The following is a 21875-nucleotide window of genomic DNA, read 5'->3' as shown; positions in this document are numbered from 1 at the left end:
GGGGCGCGCGTTTCGCAACATCATCGCTGGTCACCGCCCGCGTGGAGTGAGTTCAAAGGACATCGGTCTCTTGGGCCTATTGACAGGTGACCTCCATGTTGAGGTCGTCGCCCAGGGCGATCGCTATCTCGGCGACGCGCGAATGGTCGTGGAGCCGGCGGGTGACGTAGGCGACCGCGTGGTCGTTGCGGAACGACCACCAGGCCGCGGAGCCGCCCAGGCCGCCGAGGCCGATGAAGGTGTCGGTGCGCAGGAAGCCGGGAGTCCAGTTCACCGTCAGGCCGATGGTCTCGTCGAGGCCGCACACCTGGGGCGTGAGGTACTCGGCGTGCAGGTTCTCCCCCAGCAACCGCCGGACCGGGCCATCCGGGCTGGTCAGGTGCGCATAGAAGCCGGCGAGGGCGGTGGCCGAGGCGTGCAGGTTGATCGAGCCGAAGACGGCGCGGCGCCATCTGGTGGAGTTCAGCCGTTCCGGTTCCAGGGCGCCGGCCGGGACCGCGAGCACCCGGTCGTAGGTGGGGCAGAGTTCAGCCACGAACTGCTCCGGTCCGCCGGGGAGGGCGTGTTCGACATCGGCCACGCGGGGCAGTTCGCTTTCGGGCACGCCGAACCAGGCGTCGATGCCGAGCTCCGGCTGGACGGTCTCCTTGTAGAGCTGCTCCAGCGAAACACTGGCCCCCGCGCGCAGCGCACCGTCGATGAGATGCCCGTAGGTCAGGGCGTGCTCGGCGAGCCCGGAACCCGGCGTGAACTCGGGCTGCGCGGAGGCCAGGGAGTGCCGGAGCGCGTCGTCGTCCAGCAGGTCCAGGCTCGCAGCCGAAGGTGGGAACGCCGGAAGCCCTGCCTGGTGGACGAGCATCTGCCGCAGCGTCGTGTCGCCCTTCCCGTGCGCCGCGTACTCCTTCCAGTAGTCCCCGACGGGCCCGTCCAACGGGAGTGCGCCCTGGGCGACCGCGGCGAGGGCGGTGAGGGCGGCGAACGGCTTGGCGGTCGAGTACGTGTGGACCAACGTGTCGCTGGTCCAGCGGCGGGTCCGCGCGGTGTCGCTCCAGCCGCCGCTGAGCCCGACGACCTCCCGGCCGCCGGCCCACACCGACAGGCCCGCACCAGTCTCGCGTCCATCGCCCACGAGCCTCTCGAAGATGTCCCGAAGCGGCTCGTATCCGCTCGCAGTGAACCCGGTGACGCTCACGGTGGACCTCCAGGAGGCGGTGGTGTAATGAAATTACAGTTCAGCGTACCTGCATCCCCTCCCACGTCAAGGGGTGGTCAGGCCGCCTCCCGCCAGGGTATGGCCATCGAGCCAACTGGTCTGTAATCTAATTACACATCGCTCGACGGCTGTGGAGGATCCCGATGGACGACCTGGCATCCGACGAACAACAGATACTGCGGCTTCATCGCGACTGGTACTACTCGAACTTCGATATCAATATCCCCCTGATGCGGACCGTGTTCCCGCCGGGGAAACGGGACTTCATCATGTTCAACCTCAACGACCACCCGTACTTCGGGGTGGACGACCTGGCGAACCTGTGGTCGTTCTACGCCCGGACTGACCGCTGGGGGCTCTGCGAGGACCATGTCATGCGGCTGGACGTGTCGGGCGACATGGCCTACGTGATCTCCGAGGGCGTCTATCCGTCGTGGATCGTCAGAGACGACGACGGCAGCCCGCTGCCCGAGGAGATCCCCGTCGTCTTCAACTACCGCTCGACCGAGGTCTACAAACGTGACGACGGGGAGGGGCGGCCGGAGTGGAAGATGTGGCACTTCCACTGCTCGACCCGCCCGGCCGACGACGAGGTCCCCCCGGCCAAGACCGGGAACGACACCGCCGAGGCCCGGGGGCTGGGCAACACCCCCTACAGCACGGGGATGCGCACCGACTACTCGGCCTACATCGACGGGCGTGACTGACCATGTTCCGCTGCGGGACTCTGCGGACCCGCCGGGGCAATGACGTCGCCTTCGCCGCAGTCGGTGCCGGCCGTCTCGGCGACACGGAGCCCAGGGTCGGGGCGGGCGGCGCGCCGGTCTTCCTCGTGCACCCGATCAACCTGCGCAAGGAGTGCTGGCTAGGGCTCGTCCCGGCCCTCGCCCGTGACCGGCTCTGCGTCGTGGTGGACCTCCCGGGCCACGGCGAGTCGGACGACGACGAGACCTGCACGCTGGAGAACTGGGTCTCAGACTGCCGGGACGCCGCGCTCTCCCTGCGTCTCGATCGCTTCCACCTGGTCGGCGGCTCCCTCGGCGGGGCCATCGCGCTCTGCCTGGCCGCCGAGCTGCCGGAGAGGGCCCTGTCGGTGACGGCGATGGGCAGCGCCCTCGGTGAGGCGCCGCCGGGCGGACGGGGACCGGGTCCGGAAACCATGCTCGACTCCATGACGGTAGACGAGATGTTCGACCGCCTGGCCGTCGAAGCGGTGGCGCCGGACTCTCCGGAGGTGGTCGTCACGACCGTCCGGCATCTGACCAACACCCATGGCGAGCGGGTGGTCCGCCGCGTGCTGCGAGCCGCGCACACGTCCGACGCGACCGCGTGGGCACCGCACGTGCGGTGCCCCAAGCTCGTTCTCACCGGCGAGTTCGACACCGGGTGCCCGCCGGAGGCCGGCCGGCGGATGGCGGCCGGAGGCGCGGGCCGCCACCGGGTCCTGCGCGGACTCGGGCATCTGCCCATGATCGAGGATCCATCCGCCGTCCTGCGGGTTCTGCTTCCCCACCTTGAGGCTGCCGAGTCAGAGGCCACGGAGCAGGAAGCGGCGCGGGCGACGGCCGACCGCCTCTGACCCACGTCCGGCGCCCTCAGCCGCTCACTCCCACGGCTCTGCCGGGCTCCCGGCCGTCTGAATTCATTCAGTTCCGTCCCACGTCGCGCTGAACAGGGCGGACGCGGTTTCGACGGCCCGATGATCTTTCCGGCGCGACCGGGCGCGAACCGGGCCACGACCGGGCGCGGGCCGGTCGAACGAGTCCTGAAGAGTGGTGACCGATGCCGCCAGGCGCGGACCAAGCCGCTGCTGCCGGTCGCTTCCGGTTCCGGTAAGCGGTGGTGTGATCAGCGGCGGATGATCAACGGGATCTGGTGGAAGGTCCGGACCTGCGCGGGCTGGCGGGACGTGCCCGAACGTTTCGGGCCGTAGCAGAAGCTCTACCAGCGGTTCCGCCGGCAGCGAGCGGGCTGGGCTGAAACCGGCGAATGACGCACGTCCAGGCCCACGACGACGCTCTTGGGGTGGTGGGCTAGTCGGCGGTGCGCGCGCGAACTCCACCATCGTGCCCTCACCGGCACGGCGCCGGCGGCCGCACAAAGGGACCACTTGGGGACCAACCCGGTATCACCGTCCGGAGGGCAAGCCCTCGCGCGGTCCCGCGGCGGACTGACCAGCGAGATCCACCTGCCGCCGCTACAGGCGCGGCTTGTCGCTGGCCCTCCCCGTGGCTACCTGCAACATCAACCGCGGCACCCGGCAATCGACGTCGTCCAGGCCTTCGATCCGCAGAACCGGGCTGGGCCGTCCGCGTACCTGGCCCGACCAGTTTGAAGAGGGCGGCTCTTCGCCGTGGGAAGCGGCGCAGGTGGCGGCTTTCTCGTCGGGGTGTCTCGCTGTAGGCGATGCGGGTGTGGTCGTCGACGGCCGAGTGGATGTAGTCGAACCCGCTAGTGGTGCGGCGGCGGTCGCGGTAGCCGTCATCAGGCAGTTCTCCTGAGGCAGGAGGAGCTGCGCCTGGTCGAAGCACCGGGCGAATGTGAGCGTCATCACATTGCGGACTAATGTCGTAGCGAGTGTCACAGCCGCCTGTCCAGCGGCGTCTTGATGGTCGAACATGCGGGCATCAAGGAGGAAATCGTGACTGTACGTATCCCAAAGGCAGAGGTTCCCGTCGAGCTCAAGGAGGCCATGCTCAGCCAGCTCGGTTCCGTACCCGAACCCATGGAGATTTCGTTCAACAACCCTGCGGTGGCCATGGCGAACCAGGAGTTCGCCAGCAGAGTGGGAACGTGGGGCGCGGTGGACGCGGGCCTCAAGACGTTCGCGCACATGGCCGTTGCGGCGCAGGTCGGCTGCAGTTGGTGTCTTGACATCAACTACTTCATGGCGCTGAACAACAACCTGGACCTTGCCAAAGCGAGCCAGGTTCCGCGCTGGCGCGAGACGACGGTGTTCACGCCGCTGGAGCGGGCCGTGTTGGAGTACGCCGAGGCCATGACCAACACGCCGACGACCGTTACCGACGAGCTGTCGGCGAGGCTGCTCAAGGAGCTTGGCCCGGCGGCGCTGGTCGAGCTCACGGTGTTCATCGGCTTCGCCAACCTGGCTGGCCGGGTCAACACCGCGCATGGCGTCACCTCGCAGGGTTACTCCGATGCCTGTGAAGTCCCGTTGGCCAACCGTCCGTAAGAGGCTCCGCATAGCGGAGGCCGAGCGTCCAGGTGGACCATCGCGCCGGGCCGGTCGTGTTCGCAAGCGGCGGATCGGTTCGCCGGTGGCACGGTCGATCTGGAGAAGCCGGTTGAGGCAGCATCTGGTCAGCGCGGCGTGGACGGCCGAGGCCGGCATGTTCAGGTGTCAGACGATCCGCGCTGGACCCAGCCGCGGCTTGCATCGCAGGTGAACAATCGTGCGGACCATCGGCTGCGAGGGTCAGGCAGCGTAAGCGTGGGACACGAAGGCCTCCTGCTGGCGGAGCGGTTCCCAGACAACTCCACTCCACAACCGGAGGACCGGACCGGAGGCGGTCCATCTTCCGTCCATGTGTGATCGTTTGCCGCTTTCCAGTGTCCTCCCATCACCTGCGCCGACGAGAGCCGAGAAAAGGGGCCGCAGGCGCAGGTAAGAAGTATTCGAAGAACCGAATCATCACGAGGACAATCACCACAAGCGTTTGAATGGTGGCGCCGTACCGCTGAATAGGCTATTGTTGAATTGGCAGCATGAAAGCGCCGCTCACTTGCCAGCCGAGCCTCTTGTGGATGGCCAGCGCGTCGCCAAAATATGCACGTTACAAGCATATCGTTGTCGCACCTGGCTGAATACGGTCCCAATACAAGGGCCGGGCTTGCAGTTAGTGCATCGAAAGGTCCGAACTGTGACGAGAACCAGCCAGGAGCGAAATGGTGTCACAGCAGAGTTTGGGGCGCGACGTGCCCGCCGCACAAACTAGTTCTGAACCTGACCCTGCGATTCCTGCCAGGAGGATAGACATGCGAAAATTGATCGCCGGACTGAAGGTGTCCCTCGATTCAAAGGTGGAGGGGCCAGAGGGCTTTGCGGACTGGGTGTCGGCGTGGTCGGAAGACTACGGCCTGACACCGCAAATCGATGCGGTCGTGATCGGGGGCGGCATGTATCCCGGCTATGAGCAGTACTGGACCGCGATCGAGAACCAGCCAGACCAGCCTCACCCGCTAACCGGTGTAAATCCCACGCCGGCCGAGCTCGAATGGTCTCGCTTCGCTGCAGAGACCCCGCACTACGTGATGTCGAGTACCGTCACCACTTCCGAGTGGAAGCAGACCCGCTTCATCGGCGGAACCGACGACATCGCCAACCTCAAACGGCAGCCCGGAAAGGACATCTACCTGATGGGCGGTGCGCGCCTCACCGCGAGCCTCTTGGACGCGGGGCTGCTGGACGAGCTCCGCCTCATCATCTATCCGCTCATTGCCGGTGAGGCGAAGGCGCTCTTTGCCACGATAGAACACCGGCACTCACTCGACCTGCAGAGGGTGAAGCAACTCCCCGACGGCCTCGTGAGCCTGGTCTACACGATTAAGTAACCGACCAGAAAGCCTGCTCCTCGCGGCTAGAATGCTCGATGGATACGTACTCGGGTAACTGCCGACAGAATGGAACACGACCGGTAAGTGGTTAGGGCACTGTTAAGCGCACTCAGTCTCCCCTGGTTATTCCGAGTTCAGGAGAGCCTGCCCGCCGCTTCGCGCACGACCAAGAACTGTACGAGCGGATGCGCCCCTGACGTCGTTGTCTATACGTCAAGTCGGACCGGCCAACGCGAGTACGGGCCGACAAGGCATACTCCTCTCGCGCCAACTGTGCCTACCTGTGCCGGCGCGGGATCGGTGCGACGATTCCGTAGCCTGCCGACCAGGTCAGCCACACCGCAGACTGCTGAGCGGCCGGGGCGGGACGCCGTGGAATGCGGTATCAACCTCCTCAAGCGCCACCGCACCGCGGCCACCCGATACAACGAGCTTGCCGTCTGCCACCAGGCAGCCCTCCACATCGCTGCATCGACGACTGGCTGACCAGCACTCGAGACGCGCCCTAACTCCGACGCGTCCGAGACGGTGAGACCGATTGGCGCCACAGGTCGGCAGCCTGGACCTCGGTCCGGCCTCAGCCAGAGAACGTTTGGTCAACATGGCCTGGGCGAAAACAGCGGTATAGCATAGTTCGCGTAGCGATCGAGGCAATCGACGGGCTTTGAGCCGTGCGACGGAACTAGATCGGAGCACCGCGAGGGGGCTGGAGGCGGCCGGGAGCAAACGCGGGTGGGACCACATGCTCTGCGCCCGACTTAGAAGTGAGCCGCGATGAAGGTCAGCAAAACCGACCAAGAGTGCCTTCCTCCGTTCGTCGGGCGTCGCGAGGCGGTCGGGGTCCTGGAAGAGGCGTATGCGGAGGCCCGCCGGGGCGTGCCACGAGCGGTGTTCGTCACGGGCGAACCTGGGATCGGCAAGTCGGCGCTGCTCCGCCGGTTCCAGCAAACGGCCCCGAACGCGACCTTCCTGGTCGGCGGATGCCTCGATCTCGGCGACGCACCGTCCTACGCGCCCTTCGTCGGTCTGCTTCGGTCGCTGGTCCGGCAGGTCGGTCTGGACACGCTACGGTCCGGTCTCACCACGGCCGTCGTCAACGCCCTGGCCTGGCTGCTGCCCGATTTCGCCGAGCCACTGCCACCGTACGAGGGCACTCGGGCACGGATGTTCGACGCATTCCTCACTCTCCTGGAGAAGCTGGCACGGGAGAAGCCGGTGGTGCTGATGGTCGAGGATGTGCACTGGGCCGACCAGTCCACCTGGGATCTACTCTCCTACGTCGTCAGTAACGCGCCCGAGTCGCCCCTCCTCACGATCATCACGTATCGGAACCTTCCCCATGGCCACCCGCTGCGGGGGCCGTTGGCCGGACTGCGGCAGCGCGACCACGTCCTCCAGATCGAGCTGGAGGGGCTGCCACGCGCGGCCGTAGCCCTTCAGGCCGCGGCCTTGCTGGGACGTCGCCCCGAAGAGGCGCTACTCGACAACATCATGCGCCGCAGTTGCGGAAATCCGTTGTTCGTAGAGGCCCTGCTGCAGTGTTCGCCGGGGGAGCTTCCCGGAGGGCAGATCCGCGACCTGCTCATCGCTCCGGTCGAGCGGCTTCCCGCGCCCACTCAGCGCGTCCTCCGTGTCGCCGCCGTCGGCGGCGCAGAGGTCGGGCACAACGTCCTGAGCGCGGTGTCGGAGCTCTCAGAAGACGATCTTGAGGAAGCACTCCGGCCCGCAGTGCACCAGCGGATCCTGGCCACAGATCATGACGGATACCGCTTCAGGCACACGCTCATCGTCGAGGCCGTCTACGAGGGGCTCCTCCTCCCCGGGGAACGCAGGCGTCTCCACCGCCGCTTTGCCGAGGCGATCGAACGAGATCCATCACTGGCGCCGCCAGTGCTGTGCCACGCTCCAGGGGAGGTGGCCCGCCACTGGGCGGCCGCCGGGGAGCCGGTGCCCGCCCTGGCCGCGACTTGGCAGGCCGCACGGGACGGCAGAGATCTGCTCGCCCACCCCGAACGCCTCCGGATGCTCCAGCGCGTCCTTGAACTCTGGCAGCTGGTCGACGACCCATCGAAGATCATCGGCGTCAGCAGGGGTGATGTGCTGCGCGACATCGTCGAAGCCGCAGACGACAGCGGTTACATCGACCTCGGCATGTCGCTCGCAGCGGACGCGCTCGACGCAGCCAGGGCGGAGGGTGACACCCGTCTGGAGGCACAGATTCTCGAACGGCGAGCACGTATCCGATCGCGGCTCGGCGTCGCCGGTGTGACGAGCGAGTTGGAGGCGGCGTTGCGCCTCCTGCCCGAGTCACCTCCGAGTCCCTTGCGGACCCGCCTCCTTAGCCATCTCGCACAGCGCCTCTGGGCCGAAGGCGAGACAAGGGAAGCACGCGATCTCTCAGAGCAGGCGTTGAAGCTGGCCCACGAGACCGCCGACGCCTACAGTGAGGCGAACGCGGGCATCACGCTCGCGGGGCTGGTCGCCGAGGACGACCTCGAGGCGTCGAGAGCCGACTTCGCTGCCGCACGCGAACTGGCCGACCGGATCGGGGCGCCCACGCTCGTCATCACGGCCTACATCAATGAGACCTCGGTCCTTGAAGATCTCGGACATCACGCGGCGGCGGCAGAGACCGGCCGGGTCGGCGTGCGGCGAGCGGCCGAGGTCGGGCTCGCCCGAACGCTCGGAGTCCGTGTCGCGGCGTGCCTGTCCGAGGCGCTCCTCTCGTCCGGCATGTGGGACGAGGCGGTCGAAGTTCTCTCCCACGCCCTCGACCTCGAGCCTCCGCGGGCGTACCGCGCCACACTTCTGGCCGTCCAGGGGCAGATCCTTGCCGCCCGCGGGAATACCGAGTCGGCTGCCCGCCTGCTCGCCGAGATCCGCGGTCTGTTCGACGGGAAGTTCGAAACCCCGGCGAACCAGTTCCGACAGGCGACCTTCGAGGCCACCGTTCTGCTGCAGCAGGGAGAGGCAGGCTCCGCCCTCAACACGGTCCTCGACGCGCTCGAAGCGTACCCGGCCCACCTGTCGCCGAGCCGCGCGTGGCCGATGCTCGCCGTAGGAGCACGGGCGCTCGCCGAGGCCGACGTCCGGGCGAGGCTGCTACCCGCACGGCTGCACCCGCAGCCGCGCGACGGCGCCTTGAAGACCCTGAAGGGGACGGTGGCGGACACGCCGATCAGAAGCGATGCCGACCGCGCGTGGTGCGCCGCGATCACCGCTTCCCTGGCGCCCACGTCGGACAGATGGCGGGCCAGAGAAGAGGAACTCGGGGCGTGGGAGCTCGCCCCCCAGCCGTACCCGCTGGCGTGGGCTCTGCTCCACTCGGCTGAGGGCCTTCTCGCCAGGAGCAGCCGGGCGGCCGCCGCAGAGCAGTTGCGGCGAGCGGCCGACATCGCCGGGAGCCTGGGCTCCCAGCGCCTACTAGGGGCGGTGGAATCATTGGCGAACCGGGCGCAGCTGTCGCTGGCCGAGCCCGCCGGTGACGAGGAGTCGGAGACCGTCGGCTCGAAACTCGGCCTGACCGCGCGGGAGAGCGAGGTACTGCGGCTCGTCACGCTGGGACGGACCAACCGGCAGATCGCCAACGAGCTGTTCATCTCCACCAAGACGGCAAGCGTGCACGTCTCCAGGATCCTGACCAAGATGGACGCCGCGAACAGGGGCGAAGCCGCAGCCATGGCGCACCGGCTTCGGATCTTCGAGGAGTCGGCCTAGACCTTCAGGTGTCGCCGGACACCTACACAGGGGTGCCGGCGACGCCAAGGGTCCGGTACCTGGTGCGGCGTTCCCGGAGGCGCTCCGATCGAGTCTTCGCGAGGAGCAAGGCCAACTCTTCGCGGATCGCGGCTCCGGTCCGCCGGCAGAACTCCTCGGGCTCGTCGGTCGCGTCCGGCAGTTCGGGCACGACGCGGTCGACGATCCCGTGCATGAGAAGGGCGCCGGCGCCGATGCTCTGGGATCGTGCCATCTCCGGTCCGCGCCGGGATGTTCGGTGCACGAGGACGCTTGCTCCCTCCGGCGGCAGCGGCGCCAGCCAGGCGTGCTGGGCCGCGACGATGCGATCGGCCGCCAGGAGCGCGAGCGCGGCGCCGCCCGCGCCCTGTCCCAGCAGCAGGGCCAGCGATGGGGAGCGCAGGGTGACCATGTCCGTGAGGCAACCAGCGATCTCCTGGGCGAGCCCTCCCTCCTCCGCCTTCGCCGACAGGTCCGCTCCCGGGGTGTCAATGACCGCCACAAGGGGCAGATCGAGTTCGTCGGCCAACCTCAGCCCTCGGCGCGCGGTTCGCAGCGCTCCCGGCCCCAGAGAACGCTCGAGCTGCCGGTGTCGGTCCTGTCCCACCAGAACGCAGGGCGTCCGCCCGAATCGGGCGAGCGCCAGAAGCATCCCGGGATCGGCCTCGCCACGGCCCGTGCCGTTGAGCGGCAGCAGCTCGCCGGTCGCGTGTTGCAGCAGATCCAGGACGCCGGGACGCGCGGGCCTGCGCGACCTCACGACGGAGTCCCAGACTGTCGCGTCATGAGATCGGACGGTCTCCTCAACGGGTTCTGGGGGGTCCGGGTGGTCGCGATCACCGCAGAGCACCGTCAAGGCGCGTCCCAGGACATCGGCCAGCTCCGCCGGTTCGACCACGGCGTCCACAAGACCGTGGTCGAACAGGTTCTCCGCCACCTGAACGCCGGCAGGGAACGGCCGGCCGCGCAGGCCCTCGTATACGCGTGGGCCCAAAAAGCCCAGAAGTGCCCCCGGCTCGGCAAGGGTGACATGGCCCTGCGACCCCCAGGACGCGAAGACACCGCCGGTGGTCGGGTGGCGCAGATAGACCAGGTAGGGCAGCCCGGCGGCCTTGTGCTCGGCGACCGCGGCCGCGATCTTCACCATTTGCACGAAGGCCGGCGTGCCCTCCTGCATGCGCGTCCCGCCCGAGACCGGTGCGGCCACCAGTGGCAGCCGCTCGGCGGTGGCCCGTTCGATCGCGGCCACAAGGCGTTCGGCCGACGACACGCCAATGGATCCGGCCAGGAAGGAGAATTCGCAGGCGAGGAGGGCGACCCGGTGGCCACGCACCCGTCCGGCGCCGGTGATCACCGACTCGTCCATGCCCGTGCGCCTCTGGGCGGCGGCGAGCTGGGCGGCGTAGGACTCCGGGAGGTGGTGCAGTGCGCGCACCGGGGCATCCCAGGTCTGGAACGACCCCTCGTCCACTATGAGAGCGATCAGCCGCCTCACGCCGGGCGGCTCCGCGTCAACGGCCACGAAGGTCCTCCTGCCTGGTGGCTTGTTCCAGGCCATCCAGCCATGCGCGCACGCTGTCGTTGTGCTGGCCGAGTCGCGGTGGAGGCAGGTGGTGTTCACGCGCACCGGCGTATGCCTGGTCGTCGAACCGCAGCGGTGGTCCCGGCAACCGGAGAAGCCCTGCCGACGGATGGTGGACGTCGATGAGCAGTCCCTGGGAGAGGGTCTGCTCCCAGGCGAACACCTCCTTGAGATTGCGGACCCGGCCGGCAGGGACTCCGGCGCCGTCCAGCAATGCCAGCCAACGCTCCGCGGACGCGGAGGAGAACGCGCGCTCGATCTCCGCTTGGAGCTCCTGACGATTGGCCACCCGGTCTGGATTGGCTGCGAAGCGGGGGTGAGCCGGGTCAAGGCCAACGATCGGAGCGAACCGCCGCCACAGGGGCTCGCTGCCGACGGCCACCTGGATCGGTTCGTCCGCGGTCTCGAACAACCCATACGGGGCGATCGCCGGATGGTGGTTGCCTGTGGCGGTCGGCACCTCCCCCGCCACCGTGTGGCGGGTTCCCTGGAAGGCGAAGACCCCGACGATCGCCGCGAGCAGGCTGGTGCGCACGACCCGCCCCCGGCCGGTAGCTGCGCGTTCGTGCAGCGCCGCGAGGACGCCGAAGGCACCGTACATGCCGGCGAGAACGTCGGCGATGGGGACACCGGCCTTCGTCGGCACGGCGGCTTCAGGGCCGGTCACGCTCATGAGCCCCGCTTCGCCCTGCGCGATCTGGTCGTAACCCGCACGCCCCCCTTCCGGTCCGTCGTGGCCGAACCCGGTGATCGACAGAGTGATGAGACCCGGGTTCAGCTCCCGGAGACGCTCGGCCGAGAACCCCAGTCTGCCGAGCACACCCGGCCGAAAGTTCTCGCACAGGACGTCCGCGCGCCTCACCAGGCGCTCCAGGAGCAGTCGGCCCTCTGCGGTTTTGAGGTCGGCGGTTACGGATTCCTTGTTGCGGTTGCACGACAGGAAGTAGGTCGATTCACGTTGGTCAGCATCAAGGATGAACGGCGGTCCCCAGCCTCTGCTGTCGTCACCCTCCGGCGACTCGACCTTGATCACCCGGGCGCCCAGATCCGCCAGCATCATCGCGGCGTGCGGGCCGGCGAGGGCGCGGCTCACGTCGATCACGGTGATGCCGGAAAGCATTCCACTCACAACAGTCTCCGATCAGAGGCCGACGATTCGCTGGTCAGGTCAGGCCGAGGCTCTCCCCCAGACTCGGGCCGACGTAGGTGACTTCGTACTTGGCGTTGATGCGGTCGACCTCGGCGGGATCGGCATCCTTCGGGAGATGCTCGTTCTCGGCGAAGAGCCCGTCGTACCCACCGGGCGTCATCAGGTTGATCACTTTGACGGCGCGCTGGTCCTTGCGCGTGTTGTCGAAGGTGTGCGGCACTCCCGGCGGGATGCTGATGAAGTCTCCGGGGCCGAGTTCGTGAAGCGTTTCGCCGGTCTGGACGGTCAGCACGCCTTCGAGGACGTAGAAGGTGTCCTCCTGGTTCGCGTGCCAGTGGAGCCCTGGCCCGGTCAGGTATTCGATCTCCATTTCGAAGAAGTCGAACCGCCCGCCGGTCTGCGCACCGGTCGCTTTGAACAAGGACGGTCCCTGCTTGTAACGCACCCCGTCCTCCCGAAGTACCACGATCGGCTTTGCCATCTGCTCCTGCGACATGAATTCACTCCCTTGCGTGATGGGTGTTGTTGGTTAATGAATTTCTTTATCAGTGAAGCCCTGGATGCTTGCGATGCCAATCAGTTTCTCGCTGAAATTGATAGGCCAGTGCCAACAGGGACCGTTCACCCCAGGCACGCCCGATCAACTGAAGTCCGATGGGAAGGCCATTGTCATCGAATCCGCATGGGATTGTGATGGCAGGCAATCCGGCGATGTCGGCGGGTGCCGAATACCTGGGCCCCTTGTCGGAGTCCAGGCGATGGCCAGTAGGGTCCATGCGCGGAGCGGTGCTCTCACGGGACGGCAACACCAGGACGTCGATTTCCTCGAACAGCATGTTGAGTTCGCGTCGGACTTCTCCCGCGGTCCACTGGGCCTCGACGTAATCGGTCGCCGGGGTGTCCAGGCCGACCAGCAGCCGTTCCCGTACCTGAGGGAGAAGTTCCGCGCCGTGTTCTTCGAGCAGTGCCCTGTGGTGGGCCGCGGCCTCGCAGCACACCAGCACGGGACCGGCCTCGGCCGCCGAGTCCCACGTGGCCACGGCGACGTCGCCGATGCGTTCGCAGAGCGTCGTCACAACCAGCAGGCCGCGATCCATGGCTCGCGCCATGTCAGGGGGCAGCGGCGCCCAGAGGTCACGAAGAACGCCGATCCGGAGGTTGCGCACCGACCCGTCCAGCGCGCTCGCATAGTCGGGGACGCGCCCTCTGATCGCGGACGTGGGATCCTGCGGGTCGTGGCCCGCGATCACGTCAAGGAGCAGAGCGCAGTCCTCGGCGGAGCGGGCGATCGGGCCGATGTGGTCGAGCGAGGCCGCCAGCGGCGTCACTCCGCGCAGGGGCACCAGGCCGTACGTCGGCTTGAGCCCGACGACGCCGGACCAGGCCGCAGGGTTGCGGATCGAGCCGGTCGTGTCCGTGCCAAGCGCGCCGGGTACCATGCCCGCCGCCACGGCGGCCCCGGAGCCCATGCTGGAACCGCCCGAGAACCTTTGCGGATCCCACGGATTGCGGGTCGGGCCGAAGTGGTATTCGTCCACGGGGCCGTAGCCGAGTTCCGGCAGGTTCGTCTTACCGAAGATGATCGCGCCCGCGGCTCTGAGGCGGGCCACGGCGGTCGCGTCGTGGTCGGGGACGAAGTCCTCCAGGGCCAGCGCACCCGAGGTCGTCCGTTCGCCTCGCGTCCACAGCGAGTCCTTCACCGCGACGGGGATGCCGTGCAGTGGCCCGCGGTTTCGTCCGTCGGCCAGTTCCCGCTCCGCGGCGAGGGCATCGGCCATGATCCGGTCGGCCGGCAGCGAGATGAAGGCGTTGAGCCGGGGTTCAACGCGCTCGCATCGCCGAAGAAGCGACCGGCAGAGTTCCGTCGGCGAGACACGGCGCTCCGCCAGGAGCGTCCCGAGTTCCGAGATCGCGATGAAGCTCGGATCGAGACCGGCCGGCGCGGAGCACGTCACTTCGGTCTCGTTCATTCCAGGACGGCGATCGCGTTGATCTCGATGAGCATCTCCGGCGACACCATCTTGGTGACCTCCACGAGGGTGGACGCCGGCGGAGGGCTGCCGAAGTACTCGCGGCGCACCTTGTGAATCTGCTCGAAGTGCTCCATGTTCCGCACGTAGACGTCGACCCGGACGATGTCGTCCAGGCTCCCGCCCGCCGCCTCCATGGCCCGGACCAGGTTGTCGCAGACCTGCCGCGTCTGCGCCTCGATGTCGCCGGGGGCGACGACCGCCCCGTCCGCTCCGCGTGCCGTCATGCCCGAGACGAAGACGAGCCTCCCCCGCGCCTCCCTCACGATGGCCTGAGAGAAGTGGCCGCTCGGACGGCTCAGATCGTCGGTGTGCACCTGCTGGCGTGTCATTTCAACTCCCCTTGATGTGGACTGGCGACCGGGAGGGCAGGCCGTCAGTCATCGACGATCACGTTCTCCAGGACGCCGACCCTCTCGACCTCGACCTCGACCTTGTCGCCGGGCTTCATCCAGATCGGCGGGGTCCGCCGCGCCCCCACCCCGGCCGGCGTGCCCGTGACGATCACATCGCCGGGCGCCAGGGGGGTCATGGTCGAGACGTATTCGATGAGCCGGGGGATCGAGAAGATCATTTGATCGGTGCTGGACTGCTGCACGACCTCGCCGTTGAGCCGGCACGAGAGGCCCAGGACCGTCCCCGGCGGTATCTCGTCCGATGTCGTCATCCACGGACCGAAGCCGCCGGTCTGTGAGAAGTTCTTGCCCGCCGTGTACTGCCGCGTATGCCTCTGCCACTCGCGTATCGAACCGTCGTTGTAGCAGCTGTATCCGGCGATGTGGTTCCAGGCCGTCGCCTGCGGGATCCGGCGCCCCGGCCTCCCGATGATCACCGCGATCTCGGCCTCGTAGTCGAGGGTGCCGGACTCCCGCGGACGCACGATCGGCGCTCTGTGCCCCGTCTGGGACGCCGCGGTGCGCAAGAACAGCGCGGGGTGCTCCGTGCTCTCCAGACCGGCCTCGATGCGGTGGTCCTCGTAGTTGAGCCCGATGCATATGATCTTGTCTGGATTCGGGATCACCGGAAGCCAGGTCACTTCCGATTCAGAGTGGTCGGGCAGGTCGGCGAGGTGCCGCCGCACCTGGTCGAGGCCGTTCTTCGCGATCAGCGACCTGAGGTCGGGATACCCCCCGCCCAACCGTCTTTTGAGGTCGATGATCCCGGCCGGGGTGACGACGCCGTAGCATTCCCGGCCGGACGGATTGATGAACGTGGCGAGCCGCATAACACAGTTCCTTGCTCTCTGCCGCATCGATCGCGGGTGGATTCGGTGTTCGCCGGGGACGCCGGCTACAGCAGCACTTCGCGCAGAACCGTGCTCGCGTCCATTTCGTATTCGCAGTCCGCGACGGGAGGGCTGGCCGAGTACAAGGTCAGACCGTGCACGCCCACTCCGCGACCGAGCAGTTCGCTGTACACCAGCGGGCCGAAGTCGTGGCGTGAATATGCCTGTACGACGCGCGCGTCCCGCCACGAGAAACCGAGCGCTTCGAGGCGCCGCTCCTGCTCCTCCCTGACGTAGCGCATCTTTTCGCGCATCCCGTCGAGGGAGGTGTCCCCCAGCCGGACGATGGCGTCCCGGTAGTCTTCGCCTCTTTCCGGAGCCTCGGCACCACCCGCGATCACGAATGTCCGGCTCTCGCCCTCCGTCGGCACCGTGTAGGAGAACGAATGCAGCACAGGCGTCGCGGGCCTCTCCGCCGTGGGGCAGACGTTCGTGCGGGCGACCGGGTTGGCCCCGTCGCGGTAGACCCCCCAGCGCTCCAGGGTTCGGACGTAGTTCCGGTTGAAGTCGGCGAACTGCTGGTCACTGAACTGGGACGGCGACCGGAGTTGGCACGCGCAGAACGCCGTCGTGGGGCGGCCGATCCCCTCCAGATAGGTCTCGACCACCGTGAGTCCCTGCGCGAGGGGAAGGGGCCGCCGAAAGCGGACGCGCTCGATCGCGAATCCCGGCGATGCGGCCACACCGCCCGAGTACTGAAAGACCGCCGGGAGATACCGGTAGCCGCCCTCGGCGAACTCCGTCACCTCGGCCGTGCTCAGTTCCGTTCTGGATTCCACGCTGCTGGGCATGGTCATCTCCGTTCTTCACGTTGCGTCGGCTGCCCGGGCCCGGGTCATCGGTCGGAGCCGGCCCCCGCACCCGTCCTGGTTTCACACGCCGTCAGAGTGCGCTCGGGCGCCCGCCGTTCCGGCAATCGACGAGTCGGCCTGCTCTCCTTCGGTACTCCGCCTACGGCGGCGCTTATCGAGCACGAAGAACACGCTGAACACCGCGCCCGCCGCGATGAGGCAGACGTAGGACATGGCGTCCACAGGCGGAGCCGGCGCGTTCACCAGCCCGTTGACATAGATCCAGAGCATTCCCGCGGCGCCGACCACCACCGCGGTGATGAGCGCCGGGCGGGCGCGCCGCTCCCGCACCACCAGCACGACGCATCCGATGCAGACGAGGGCCCAGGGAATGATCCACATGTAGACGGTCAGGGTGGAGATCGCGGGAAAGACGTGGGTCAGCAGATCGTCGGGGAACAGCCCGACGAGCACCAGCAGCAGCACCGACGCGAGCGCCGAGAGCCCGATGATCGCGACGTGCGGACTCCGGTGGCGGGGGTGGACCTTCGCCATCGCCGACGGCAGCAGGCCGTCCGTGGCGAGCGTAGCGACGAAACGTGAGCCGTAGTTCACGAAGGCGATCAGCGAGGCGATGTTGGCGACGGCCAGGACCAGGTCGGTCGCCGTCGCGAGCCCGGTGCCGAGACCGGCCTGTTCTGCCAGCACGGCGGCAGGCGACCCGCCTCCGTTAAGCGCGTCCGAGGCGGCCGTCAGACCGGGAACCTGCATGACCGCGGCGAGCATGTAGGCGGAGCCGAGCACGATGGGGATGCACATGACGGCGAGCGGGACACTCCGCTTCGGATGGCGCGTCTCGACCGCCAAGGCGGCCGAACTCTCGAACGCTACGAGGAAGACACCGCCCGCGGCGGCGCCCTGGAAGACTCCGCCCGCCGTGGCGCCGTGGAGCGAGAACTGGTCCCCCAGGGCCAGCCCGGTGTGCAGGGCGGTGGCGACCGTGATCAGCAGCACGACGGGGAGCGTGGCCACCGTCAGAACGACCGCCGTCCGCACGCTCGCGTCCAGACCGCGATAGGCGAGCGCCGCCGACACCACCATCGCCAGGACCGCGAAGAGCGTGATGCCGCCGTCTCCCAACGCCAGGTGCATGCCGATCGCCGCCACGAAACTCGCGGCGAAGATGCCGGTGAGCAGGAGAACCCCCGCGATGAGGGCGACGTAGCCGAGCAGGAGGCTGGCCCCCACCAGCAGCCGTGCCCAGGGACCGAAGACGTAGGACACGTAGGAGTAGAGCGAGCCGGTGACGACGTACCGCCTTGCGAAAGTGATGACCGCGATCCCCACGCAGCCGGTCGCGACCGCGGCCATCAGGGCGCCGAGCCAACTCCCGTTCCCGGCCGTCACGACCAGCAGGAACGGCACCGTCACCAGGGCGACCGCCGGCGTCTGCGACGCGAGCGCCAGGGCAACGATCTGCCATGCCCCGAGGGCTCGCGTGGCGAGCCCGGCGGCCTCGTGATGCCCCTCGTCGGAGATCACGGCGTCGTTGCCCTCACTCATATGACTCGGCATACCTTCTCCTCGGGCCGTCTTCGTGGGGCAAAGCTCGGACGATCGCGGCGCAGTGGGCGACTGTCATCGCGGTGAGGGCCTCGACCGCGTCGAGGGCGGCGGGCTCGACGAGTTCCCCCGCCCCGTTGAGCGCGTCGAACGCGTTGGGCAGGACGACGGGGTCGTCATTGATGAGCGCCGCACCGCACTGGGTCAGGACGAACCGGAGATGCTCCTGCGCCCAAGAGGCCCCGAAACCGGAGGGTGACGCACTCATGGTCGCCACGGGTTTGCCTACGAGCACGCCCTGTCCATCGGGTCTGGACAGCCAGTCCAGCGCGTTCTTCAACACCCCTGGCACGCTTCCGTTGTACTCAGGCGTCGAGATCAGGAGCGCGTCGGCGCTGGCCAGCCGGGCCCGCTGGGCACGGACCGGCTCCGGCCAACCGCACTCCTCGGCGTCTTCGCTGTAGTGAGGGATCTCGCCGAGGCGGCCGGTCTCCACCTCAACCGCTGCTCCCAGGCTTTCGGAAGCGAAGCGGGCCGCCGTGCGGATCGCGGCACTGTTGGCAGAGCCCCTCCGAAGGCTTCCTGACAACATCGCGATCTTGATCATTGCTGGGCTCCCTGCGAGTCAGGTCGCTCTGACCGTCCAATGTCTTGAAGCCCCGACCGCGCCTGACGTCCGCGCCGACGGGCCGGGGCCGCACAATGAAGATGCGCGCCGAGGGCCGTGCCTGTCGTACGGAAGGTGCCTTATCTTTCGCCAGTAGATGCCTTACGGCGGTAGCGGCGGCCGCCTCCGACCCCTGACGGGGCAGGCAGAATGCGGGCGTTTCCGGTCGTACACCTAGTTGTTGCGGCCAAGAAGTTGATGACGTTGTCCAGGTCGTCGGGGCGGACGTTCCATGCCCGGACCGCGCCGCACGAGCTCGCCGAACCGCTCGAGATCAGCCAACGGCATCTGGGATTCCCGTAGCTTGACTCAGCTCAGAAGCCAGTCGACATTCGAAAGGTGTACCGTCGCCGACCGCCGATGGTGCGCTGGACTGGTCCGACCATCAGCCCCTCGCGCGCGTAGAAGCGGAGAGCGTGCACGCTGAGCCCGGTCTGCTCGGCCACCTTTGCCGGTGCCGCTCCAAGCGCTCGGGGAAGGGGACCTCGTAGGTGAGGGTGCACGCTTCTCGATGAGCGGCATGGGCGCATCGACCGCGGACAGCCATCACAGGGCGCGCGTCCGGCTGTCTCCGTTCAGGCCTCGGCCGAGTATCCGCAGCGTTCGCGGACCAGCGACTTGAACTCCTCCAGCGATCCTTCGACCCGCGCGACGTCTCCGGTGATCAGGAGGTCGGCCATCAGGCCCCTGACGGTGGCGAGTACCAGCCGGGCGAGCGCGTGCGCCTCCTCGTCGGTTTCCAGCACGCCCTGCAGGCTCCGGTAGAAGTAGGACACCCAGAGGTCGACGGCGGTGCTGGAGAAGTCGGTGAACTTGTCGGGTTCCTCGAAGCTACGGGTCGCCAGGTGGAAGAAGAACTGCATGTCGACGAGGTTCTGCCGGTAGTGGTTCCACCACAGGTCGATGTCCTCGATGATCGTCCCGGTTGGGCGGCGCTCGAACGCGTCGACGATGTCGTTGCGCAGTTCGTAGACGATGCGGCCCAGCAGTTCGTCCTTGCTGCCGAAGTGGTAGACGAGCATGCGGCTGCTGGTGCCGAGCTCGGGGGCCAGGCTGTCCAGGGAGAATCCACCCAGCCCCGTCCTCCGCACGATCTCGATGATCCTGCCGAGCAGCTCGTCCGCCTTCCTGGCGGGCTTCTTGTTCACTCCGGACGGCGTCTTCAGCCTGTCACCCCGTTCGTTGCCGAAACGTTCTGCAGTCGCCTGATGGCCAGCTCGGCGAGGAAGGACGCGATCTTGTCCACCACGGCGTCGTCGAACAGCGCCTCTGGGGAGTGGTTGGCCGCCAGCGGCTGCGAGGCGTCGCCGACGGCCGCTCCCACCAGTGCGAACGCTCCCCCGGTCTCGGAGAGGAAGAGAGAGAAGTCCTCGGAGATCATCTCCGGGACGACGAGGTCCTCGTAGGATGCGGCGCCGTAGAGTTCGGTGGCGGTCCGGCGGACCAGCTCGGCGCCGGCCCGGTCGCTGACGGTCGGCCCCACCCGGACCTGGATCTCGCTGTCCATGCGCAGGCCGTAGGCGCAGCAGATGGCCGATCCGATCTCGATGATCTTCTCGTAGGCGGTCTGCGCCCTCTCCGTGCTCGCCGCCCGCAGGCTCACCTTCAGCAGAGCGCTGCTCGGGATCACGTTGGCCGCCGTTCCCGCGACCATCGATCCGACCGTGACGACGACAGGATCGGCAGGCGAGCTGTTCTGCGCCACATAGGTCTGGACGGCCTGGACGACCAGGGCCGAAATCGAGATGGGGTCGAGAGCGGTGTGCGGTCGCGCGGCATGACCACCGCGACCCACGATCTCAAGATCGAAGATGATGGTCGCCCCCATCACAGCGCCCTCACGGCAGTAGAAGATACCCGACTCGGCGAATGACAACACATGCACGCCGTAGGAGGCGACGGGCAGCCGCCCGGTGGTCCGGAGGACGCCCTCGGCGATCATGAGTGCGGCACCGCCGGCTCCCTCCTCGCCGGGCTGGAAGACCGCCAGCACGTCGCCCGCGAACTCGTCGCGGCGCCGGTACAGCTCGTGGACGGCCCCCGCCAGGGCCGCCATGTGCAGGTCGTGGCCGCAGGCGTGCATGTTCCCGTTCGACGAGGCGTAGCCGAGATCCGCTCTCTCCGCGACGGGCAGGCCGTCCATGTCGGCGCGCAGGAGCACGGTCGGCCCCTCGGCGGCTCCCGAGACGACGACCGCCAAGGAGGAGCACTTCTCGCTCGTCACCACACGCAGGCCGAGGGGGGCGAGGGACTCCAGGACCAGCCGCCGGGTCTCCGGGAGGTGCAGGGCGAGCTCGGGCCGCTGGTGCAGCCGACGGCGGAGTGCGATGAGGTCGATCACTGGTTGACTGCCGCTCCTCACTGGGTTCGTCATCGCACGGTGCATGCGACGAGGCGCTCGGGGCCGATCTGGTGCAGTCCGCTTCCGTGCCGGGAGCAGGGCGAGCCCGGGACCGGGCAGGCGGCGTCGGGGAACGTCCCGCCGGGGCCGCGCCGCAGCGGCGCGACCGCCTTCCACGTCACCCGCGGGTCGGCAACCGGGACGGCGTCGATCAACGCGCGGGTGTAGGGGTGCTGGGCGTCCGCGAGGACCTCCCGGGCGGGGCCGGACTCCACGACCAGCCCCCCGTACATCACCGCGATGCGCGTCGCGAGCCGCCGCACGCTGGAGATGTCATGGGTGATCATCAGGTAGCCGACGCCGGTCTCCGCCTGCAGTTGCGCCAGCCGCGCAAGGATCCGGGACCGGACGGTCTGGTCCAGGCTCGCGGTCGGCTCGTCCAGGATGACGATGTCGGGGTCGCAGACCAGCGCCCGCGCGATCGCGACCCGCTGCGCCTGACCGCCCGACAGTTCGCGCGGATAGCCGTCGAGGACGGACGGGTCGAGCCCCACCTGCTCGATCAGCCCGGAGACGCGGGCCCGGACCTCGGCTTCCGGCAAGCCGGAACGGCGCAGCGGCTCCGCAACGGAGCGCCGGACCTTCCACAGCGGGTCCAGCGACTGCATCGGATGCTGGAAGACCATCTGCACGCGCCGCACAGGCGGCCGGCTGTCGGCGGAGCCGTCGGCCTCCGGGTCGCCGCGCCACGCAACGGTGCCGGACGTCGCCTTCTGCAGCCCGGCCGCGACCTTGGCGATCGTCGTCTTGCCGCTGCCGGACTCGCCGACGATCGCCAGCGTCTCGCCCCGGCGGACGCGGACGCTGACGCCGCGGACGGCGTGCGTGGTCGTGCCGCGCCGGCGGTAGTCGACCCTGATGTCGTCGAGGACCAGGTCCATAT

The 21875-nt window shown here is 68.1% G+C and carries 20 protein-coding genes and 1 pseudogene; 6 read left to right on the top strand and 15 right to left on the bottom strand.

Annotation, left to right across the window (positions count from 1 at the left end):
- Positions 1 to 76: 76 nt before the first annotated feature.
- On the bottom strand, positions 77 to 1192 hold the full coding sequence (locus BJY14_RS39465; protein ID WP_179848256.1) for a serine hydrolase domain-containing protein: 1116 nt from the start codon (positions 1190 to 1192) through the stop codon (positions 77 to 79).
- A 164-nt stretch (positions 1193 to 1356) separates the two neighbouring features.
- Here BJY14_RS39465 and BJY14_RS39460 point away from each other — a divergent pair, with 164 nt between their 5' ends.
- The 3 genes from BJY14_RS39460 to BJY14_RS47915 all read left to right on the top strand — a co-directional run bounded on the left by BJY14_RS39460 (position 1357) and on the right by BJY14_RS47915 (position 3146).
- The gene (locus tag BJY14_RS39460) at positions 1357 to 1920 is read left to right on the top strand and encodes a YybH family protein (protein WP_179848255.1); all 564 of its coding nucleotides are present in this window, start codon (positions 1357 to 1359) and stop codon (positions 1918 to 1920) included.
- Positions 1921 to 2045: 125 nt separating this feature from the next.
- The gene (locus BJY14_RS39455; RefSeq protein WP_179848254.1) at positions 2046 to 2792 is read left to right on the top strand and encodes an alpha/beta fold hydrolase; all 747 of its coding nucleotides are present in this window, start codon (positions 2046 to 2048) and stop codon (positions 2790 to 2792) included.
- Between the two features lie 120 nt (positions 2793 to 2912).
- Positions 2913 to 3146 (top strand): transposase, encoded by a 234-nt coding sequence (locus BJY14_RS47915; protein ID WP_179848253.1) that lies wholly within the window; start codon positions 2913 to 2915, stop codon positions 3144 to 3146.
- Positions 3147 to 3546: 400 nt separating this feature from the next.
- Here BJY14_RS47915 and BJY14_RS39445 read toward each other — a convergent pair.
- A pseudogene (locus tag BJY14_RS39445) lies at positions 3547 to 3678 on the bottom strand (IS481 family transposase); the annotation flags it as partial.
- Positions 3679 to 3821: 143 nt separating this feature from the next.
- Between BJY14_RS39445 and BJY14_RS39440 the strand changes: the two are divergent.
- The 3 genes from BJY14_RS39440 to BJY14_RS39430 all read left to right on the top strand — a co-directional run bounded on the left by BJY14_RS39440 (position 3822) and on the right by BJY14_RS39430 (position 9505).
- Positions 3822 to 4406, top strand: a complete 585-nt coding sequence (locus BJY14_RS39440) for a carboxymuconolactone decarboxylase family protein (protein WP_218905794.1) — start codon at positions 3822 to 3824, stop codon at positions 4404 to 4406.
- A gap of 803 nt (positions 4407 to 5209) precedes the next feature.
- Positions 5210 to 5785 carry a dihydrofolate reductase family protein gene (locus BJY14_RS39435; protein ID WP_179848252.1) on the top strand — a complete coding sequence of 192 codons (576 nt, stop codon included), beginning with the start codon at positions 5210 to 5212 and terminating at the stop codon, positions 5783 to 5785.
- A 777-nt stretch (positions 5786 to 6562) separates the two neighbouring features.
- A complete protein-coding gene (locus BJY14_RS39430) occupies positions 6563 to 9505 on the top strand; it encodes a helix-turn-helix transcriptional regulator (protein ID WP_179848251.1) in 2943 nt (980 codons plus the stop codon).
- A gap of 22 nt (positions 9506 to 9527) precedes the next feature.
- On the opposite strand, the gene BJY14_RS39425 is transcribed toward BJY14_RS39430, so the two are convergent.
- From BJY14_RS39425 to BJY14_RS39365, 13 genes are all read right to left on the bottom strand, one after another.
- Positions 9528 to 11045 carry a carboxyl transferase domain-containing protein gene (locus tag BJY14_RS39425; protein ID WP_312879653.1) on the bottom strand — a complete coding sequence of 506 codons (1518 nt, stop codon included), beginning with the start codon at positions 11043 to 11045 and terminating at the stop codon, positions 9528 to 9530.
- Positions 11035 to 12225: a CaiB/BaiF CoA transferase family protein gene (locus BJY14_RS39420; protein ID WP_179848249.1), complete on the bottom strand. Its 1191-nt coding sequence runs from the start codon at positions 12223 to 12225 to the stop codon at positions 11035 to 11037. Before BJY14_RS39420 ends, BJY14_RS39425 begins: the two co-directional genes overlap by 11 nt.
- A 43-nt stretch (positions 12226 to 12268) precedes the next feature.
- Positions 12269 to 12751: a cupin domain-containing protein gene (locus BJY14_RS39415; protein ID WP_179848248.1), complete on the bottom strand. Its 483-nt coding sequence runs from the start codon at positions 12749 to 12751 to the stop codon at positions 12269 to 12271.
- Positions 12752 to 12800: 49 nt separating this feature from the next.
- Positions 12801 to 14225 carry an amidase gene (locus BJY14_RS39410; protein WP_179848247.1) on the bottom strand — a complete coding sequence of 475 codons (1425 nt, stop codon included), beginning with the start codon at positions 14223 to 14225 and terminating at the stop codon, positions 12801 to 12803.
- Positions 14222 to 14617, bottom strand: a complete 396-nt coding sequence (locus BJY14_RS39405) for a RidA family protein (protein ID WP_179848246.1) — start codon at positions 14615 to 14617, stop codon at positions 14222 to 14224. The genes BJY14_RS39410 and BJY14_RS39405 overlap by 4 nt, the downstream gene beginning before the upstream one ends.
- Positions 14618 to 14661: 44 nt before the next feature.
- A complete protein-coding gene (locus tag BJY14_RS39400) occupies positions 14662 to 15510 on the bottom strand; it encodes a fumarylacetoacetate hydrolase family protein (RefSeq protein ID WP_179848245.1) in 849 nt (282 codons plus the stop codon).
- Positions 15511 to 15575: 65 nt separating this feature from the next.
- Entirely contained in the window at positions 15576 to 16361 is a 786-nt protein-coding gene (gene cnbZ / locus BJY14_RS39395) for a 2-amino-5-chloromuconate deaminase CnbZ (protein ID WP_179848244.1), read from the bottom strand.
- Positions 16362 to 16442: 81 nt separating this feature from the next.
- Positions 16443 to 17924 carry an APC family permease gene (locus BJY14_RS39390; RefSeq protein WP_179848243.1) on the bottom strand — a complete coding sequence of 494 codons (1482 nt, stop codon included), beginning with the start codon at positions 17922 to 17924 and terminating at the stop codon, positions 16443 to 16445.
- Positions 17917 to 18531, bottom strand: a complete 615-nt coding sequence (locus BJY14_RS39385; RefSeq protein ID WP_179848242.1) for an NADPH-dependent FMN reductase — start codon at positions 18529 to 18531, stop codon at positions 17917 to 17919. The genes BJY14_RS39390 and BJY14_RS39385 overlap by 8 nt, the downstream gene beginning before the upstream one ends.
- 374 nt (positions 18532 to 18905) lie before the next feature.
- Positions 18906 to 19121: a MerR family DNA-binding transcriptional regulator gene (locus tag BJY14_RS46110; RefSeq protein WP_246396282.1), complete on the bottom strand. Its 216-nt coding sequence runs from the start codon at positions 19119 to 19121 to the stop codon at positions 18906 to 18908.
- Positions 19122 to 19166: 45 nt separating this feature from the next.
- Positions 19167 to 19739, bottom strand: coding sequence for a TetR/AcrR family transcriptional regulator (locus BJY14_RS39375; protein WP_179848241.1), 573 nt, complete (start codon positions 19737 to 19739; stop codon positions 19167 to 19169).
- A 14-nt stretch (positions 19740 to 19753) separates the two neighbouring features.
- Positions 19754 to 20932, bottom strand: coding sequence for a M20 metallopeptidase family protein (locus tag BJY14_RS39370; protein WP_179848240.1), 1179 nt, complete (start codon positions 20930 to 20932; stop codon positions 19754 to 19756).
- Between the two features lie 29 nt (positions 20933 to 20961).
- On the bottom strand, positions 20962 to 21873 hold the full coding sequence (locus tag BJY14_RS39365; RefSeq protein WP_179848239.1) for an ABC transporter ATP-binding protein: 912 nt from the start codon (positions 21871 to 21873) through the stop codon (positions 20962 to 20964).
- Positions 21874 to 21875 lie beyond the last annotated feature (2 nt).

Source organism: Actinomadura luteofluorescens (genome assembly GCF_013409365.1).
GTDB classification, from domain to species: Bacteria; Actinomycetota; Actinomycetes; order Streptosporangiales; family Streptosporangiaceae; genus Spirillospora; species Spirillospora luteofluorescens.
This window is presented reverse-complemented; position numbering and strand designations above follow the sequence as displayed.

Excerpts from the sequence above, each read along its gene's own strand:
- BJY14_RS39460 (WP_179848255.1), top strand. The coding sequence starts at position 1,357 with ATGGACGACCTGGCATCCGACGAACAACAGATACTGCGGCTTCATCGC.
- BJY14_RS47915 (WP_179848253.1), top strand. The coding sequence starts at position 2,913 with ATGATCTTTCCGGCGCGACCGGGCGCGAACCGGGCCACGACCGGGCGC.
- BJY14_RS39440 (WP_218905794.1), top strand. The coding sequence starts at position 3,822 with ATGGTCGAACATGCGGGCATCAAGGAGGAAATCGTGACTGTACGTATC.
- BJY14_RS39435 (WP_179848252.1), top strand. The coding sequence starts at position 5,210 with ATGCGAAAATTGATCGCCGGACTGAAGGTGTCCCTCGATTCAAAGGTG.
- BJY14_RS39430 (WP_179848251.1), top strand. The coding sequence starts at position 6,563 with ATGAAGGTCAGCAAAACCGACCAAGAGTGCCTTCCTCCGTTCGTCGGG.
- BJY14_RS39420 (WP_179848249.1), bottom strand. The coding sequence starts at position 12,225 with ATGCTTTCCGGCATCACCGTGATCGACGTGAGCCGCGCCCTCGCCGGC.
- BJY14_RS39415 (WP_179848248.1), bottom strand. The coding sequence starts at position 12,751 with ATGTCGCAGGAGCAGATGGCAAAGCCGATCGTGGTACTTCGGGAGGAC.
- BJY14_RS39410 (WP_179848247.1), bottom strand. The coding sequence starts at position 14,225 with ATGAACGAGACCGAAGTGACGTGCTCCGCGCCGGCCGGTCTCGATCCG.
- BJY14_RS39405 (WP_179848246.1), bottom strand. The coding sequence starts at position 14,617 with ATGACACGCCAGCAGGTGCACACCGACGATCTGAGCCGTCCGAGCGGC.
- BJY14_RS39400 (WP_179848245.1), bottom strand. The coding sequence starts at position 15,510 with ATGCGGCTCGCCACGTTCATCAATCCGTCCGGCCGGGAATGCTACGGC.
- cnbZ (WP_179848244.1), bottom strand. The coding sequence starts at position 16,361 with ATGCCCAGCAGCGTGGAATCCAGAACGGAACTGAGCACGGCCGAGGTG.
- BJY14_RS39390 (WP_179848243.1), bottom strand. The coding sequence starts at position 17,924 with ATGAGTGAGGGCAACGACGCCGTGATCTCCGACGAGGGGCATCACGAG.
- BJY14_RS39385 (WP_179848242.1), bottom strand. The coding sequence starts at position 18,531 with ATGATCAAGATCGCGATGTTGTCAGGAAGCCTTCGGAGGGGCTCTGCC.
- BJY14_RS46110 (WP_246396282.1), bottom strand. The coding sequence starts at position 19,121 with ATGCGCCCATGCCGCTCATCGAGAAGCGTGCACCCTCACCTACGAGGT.
- BJY14_RS39365 (WP_179848239.1), bottom strand. The coding sequence starts at position 21,873 with ATGGACCTGGTCCTCGACGACATCAGGGTCGACTACCGCCGGCGCGGC.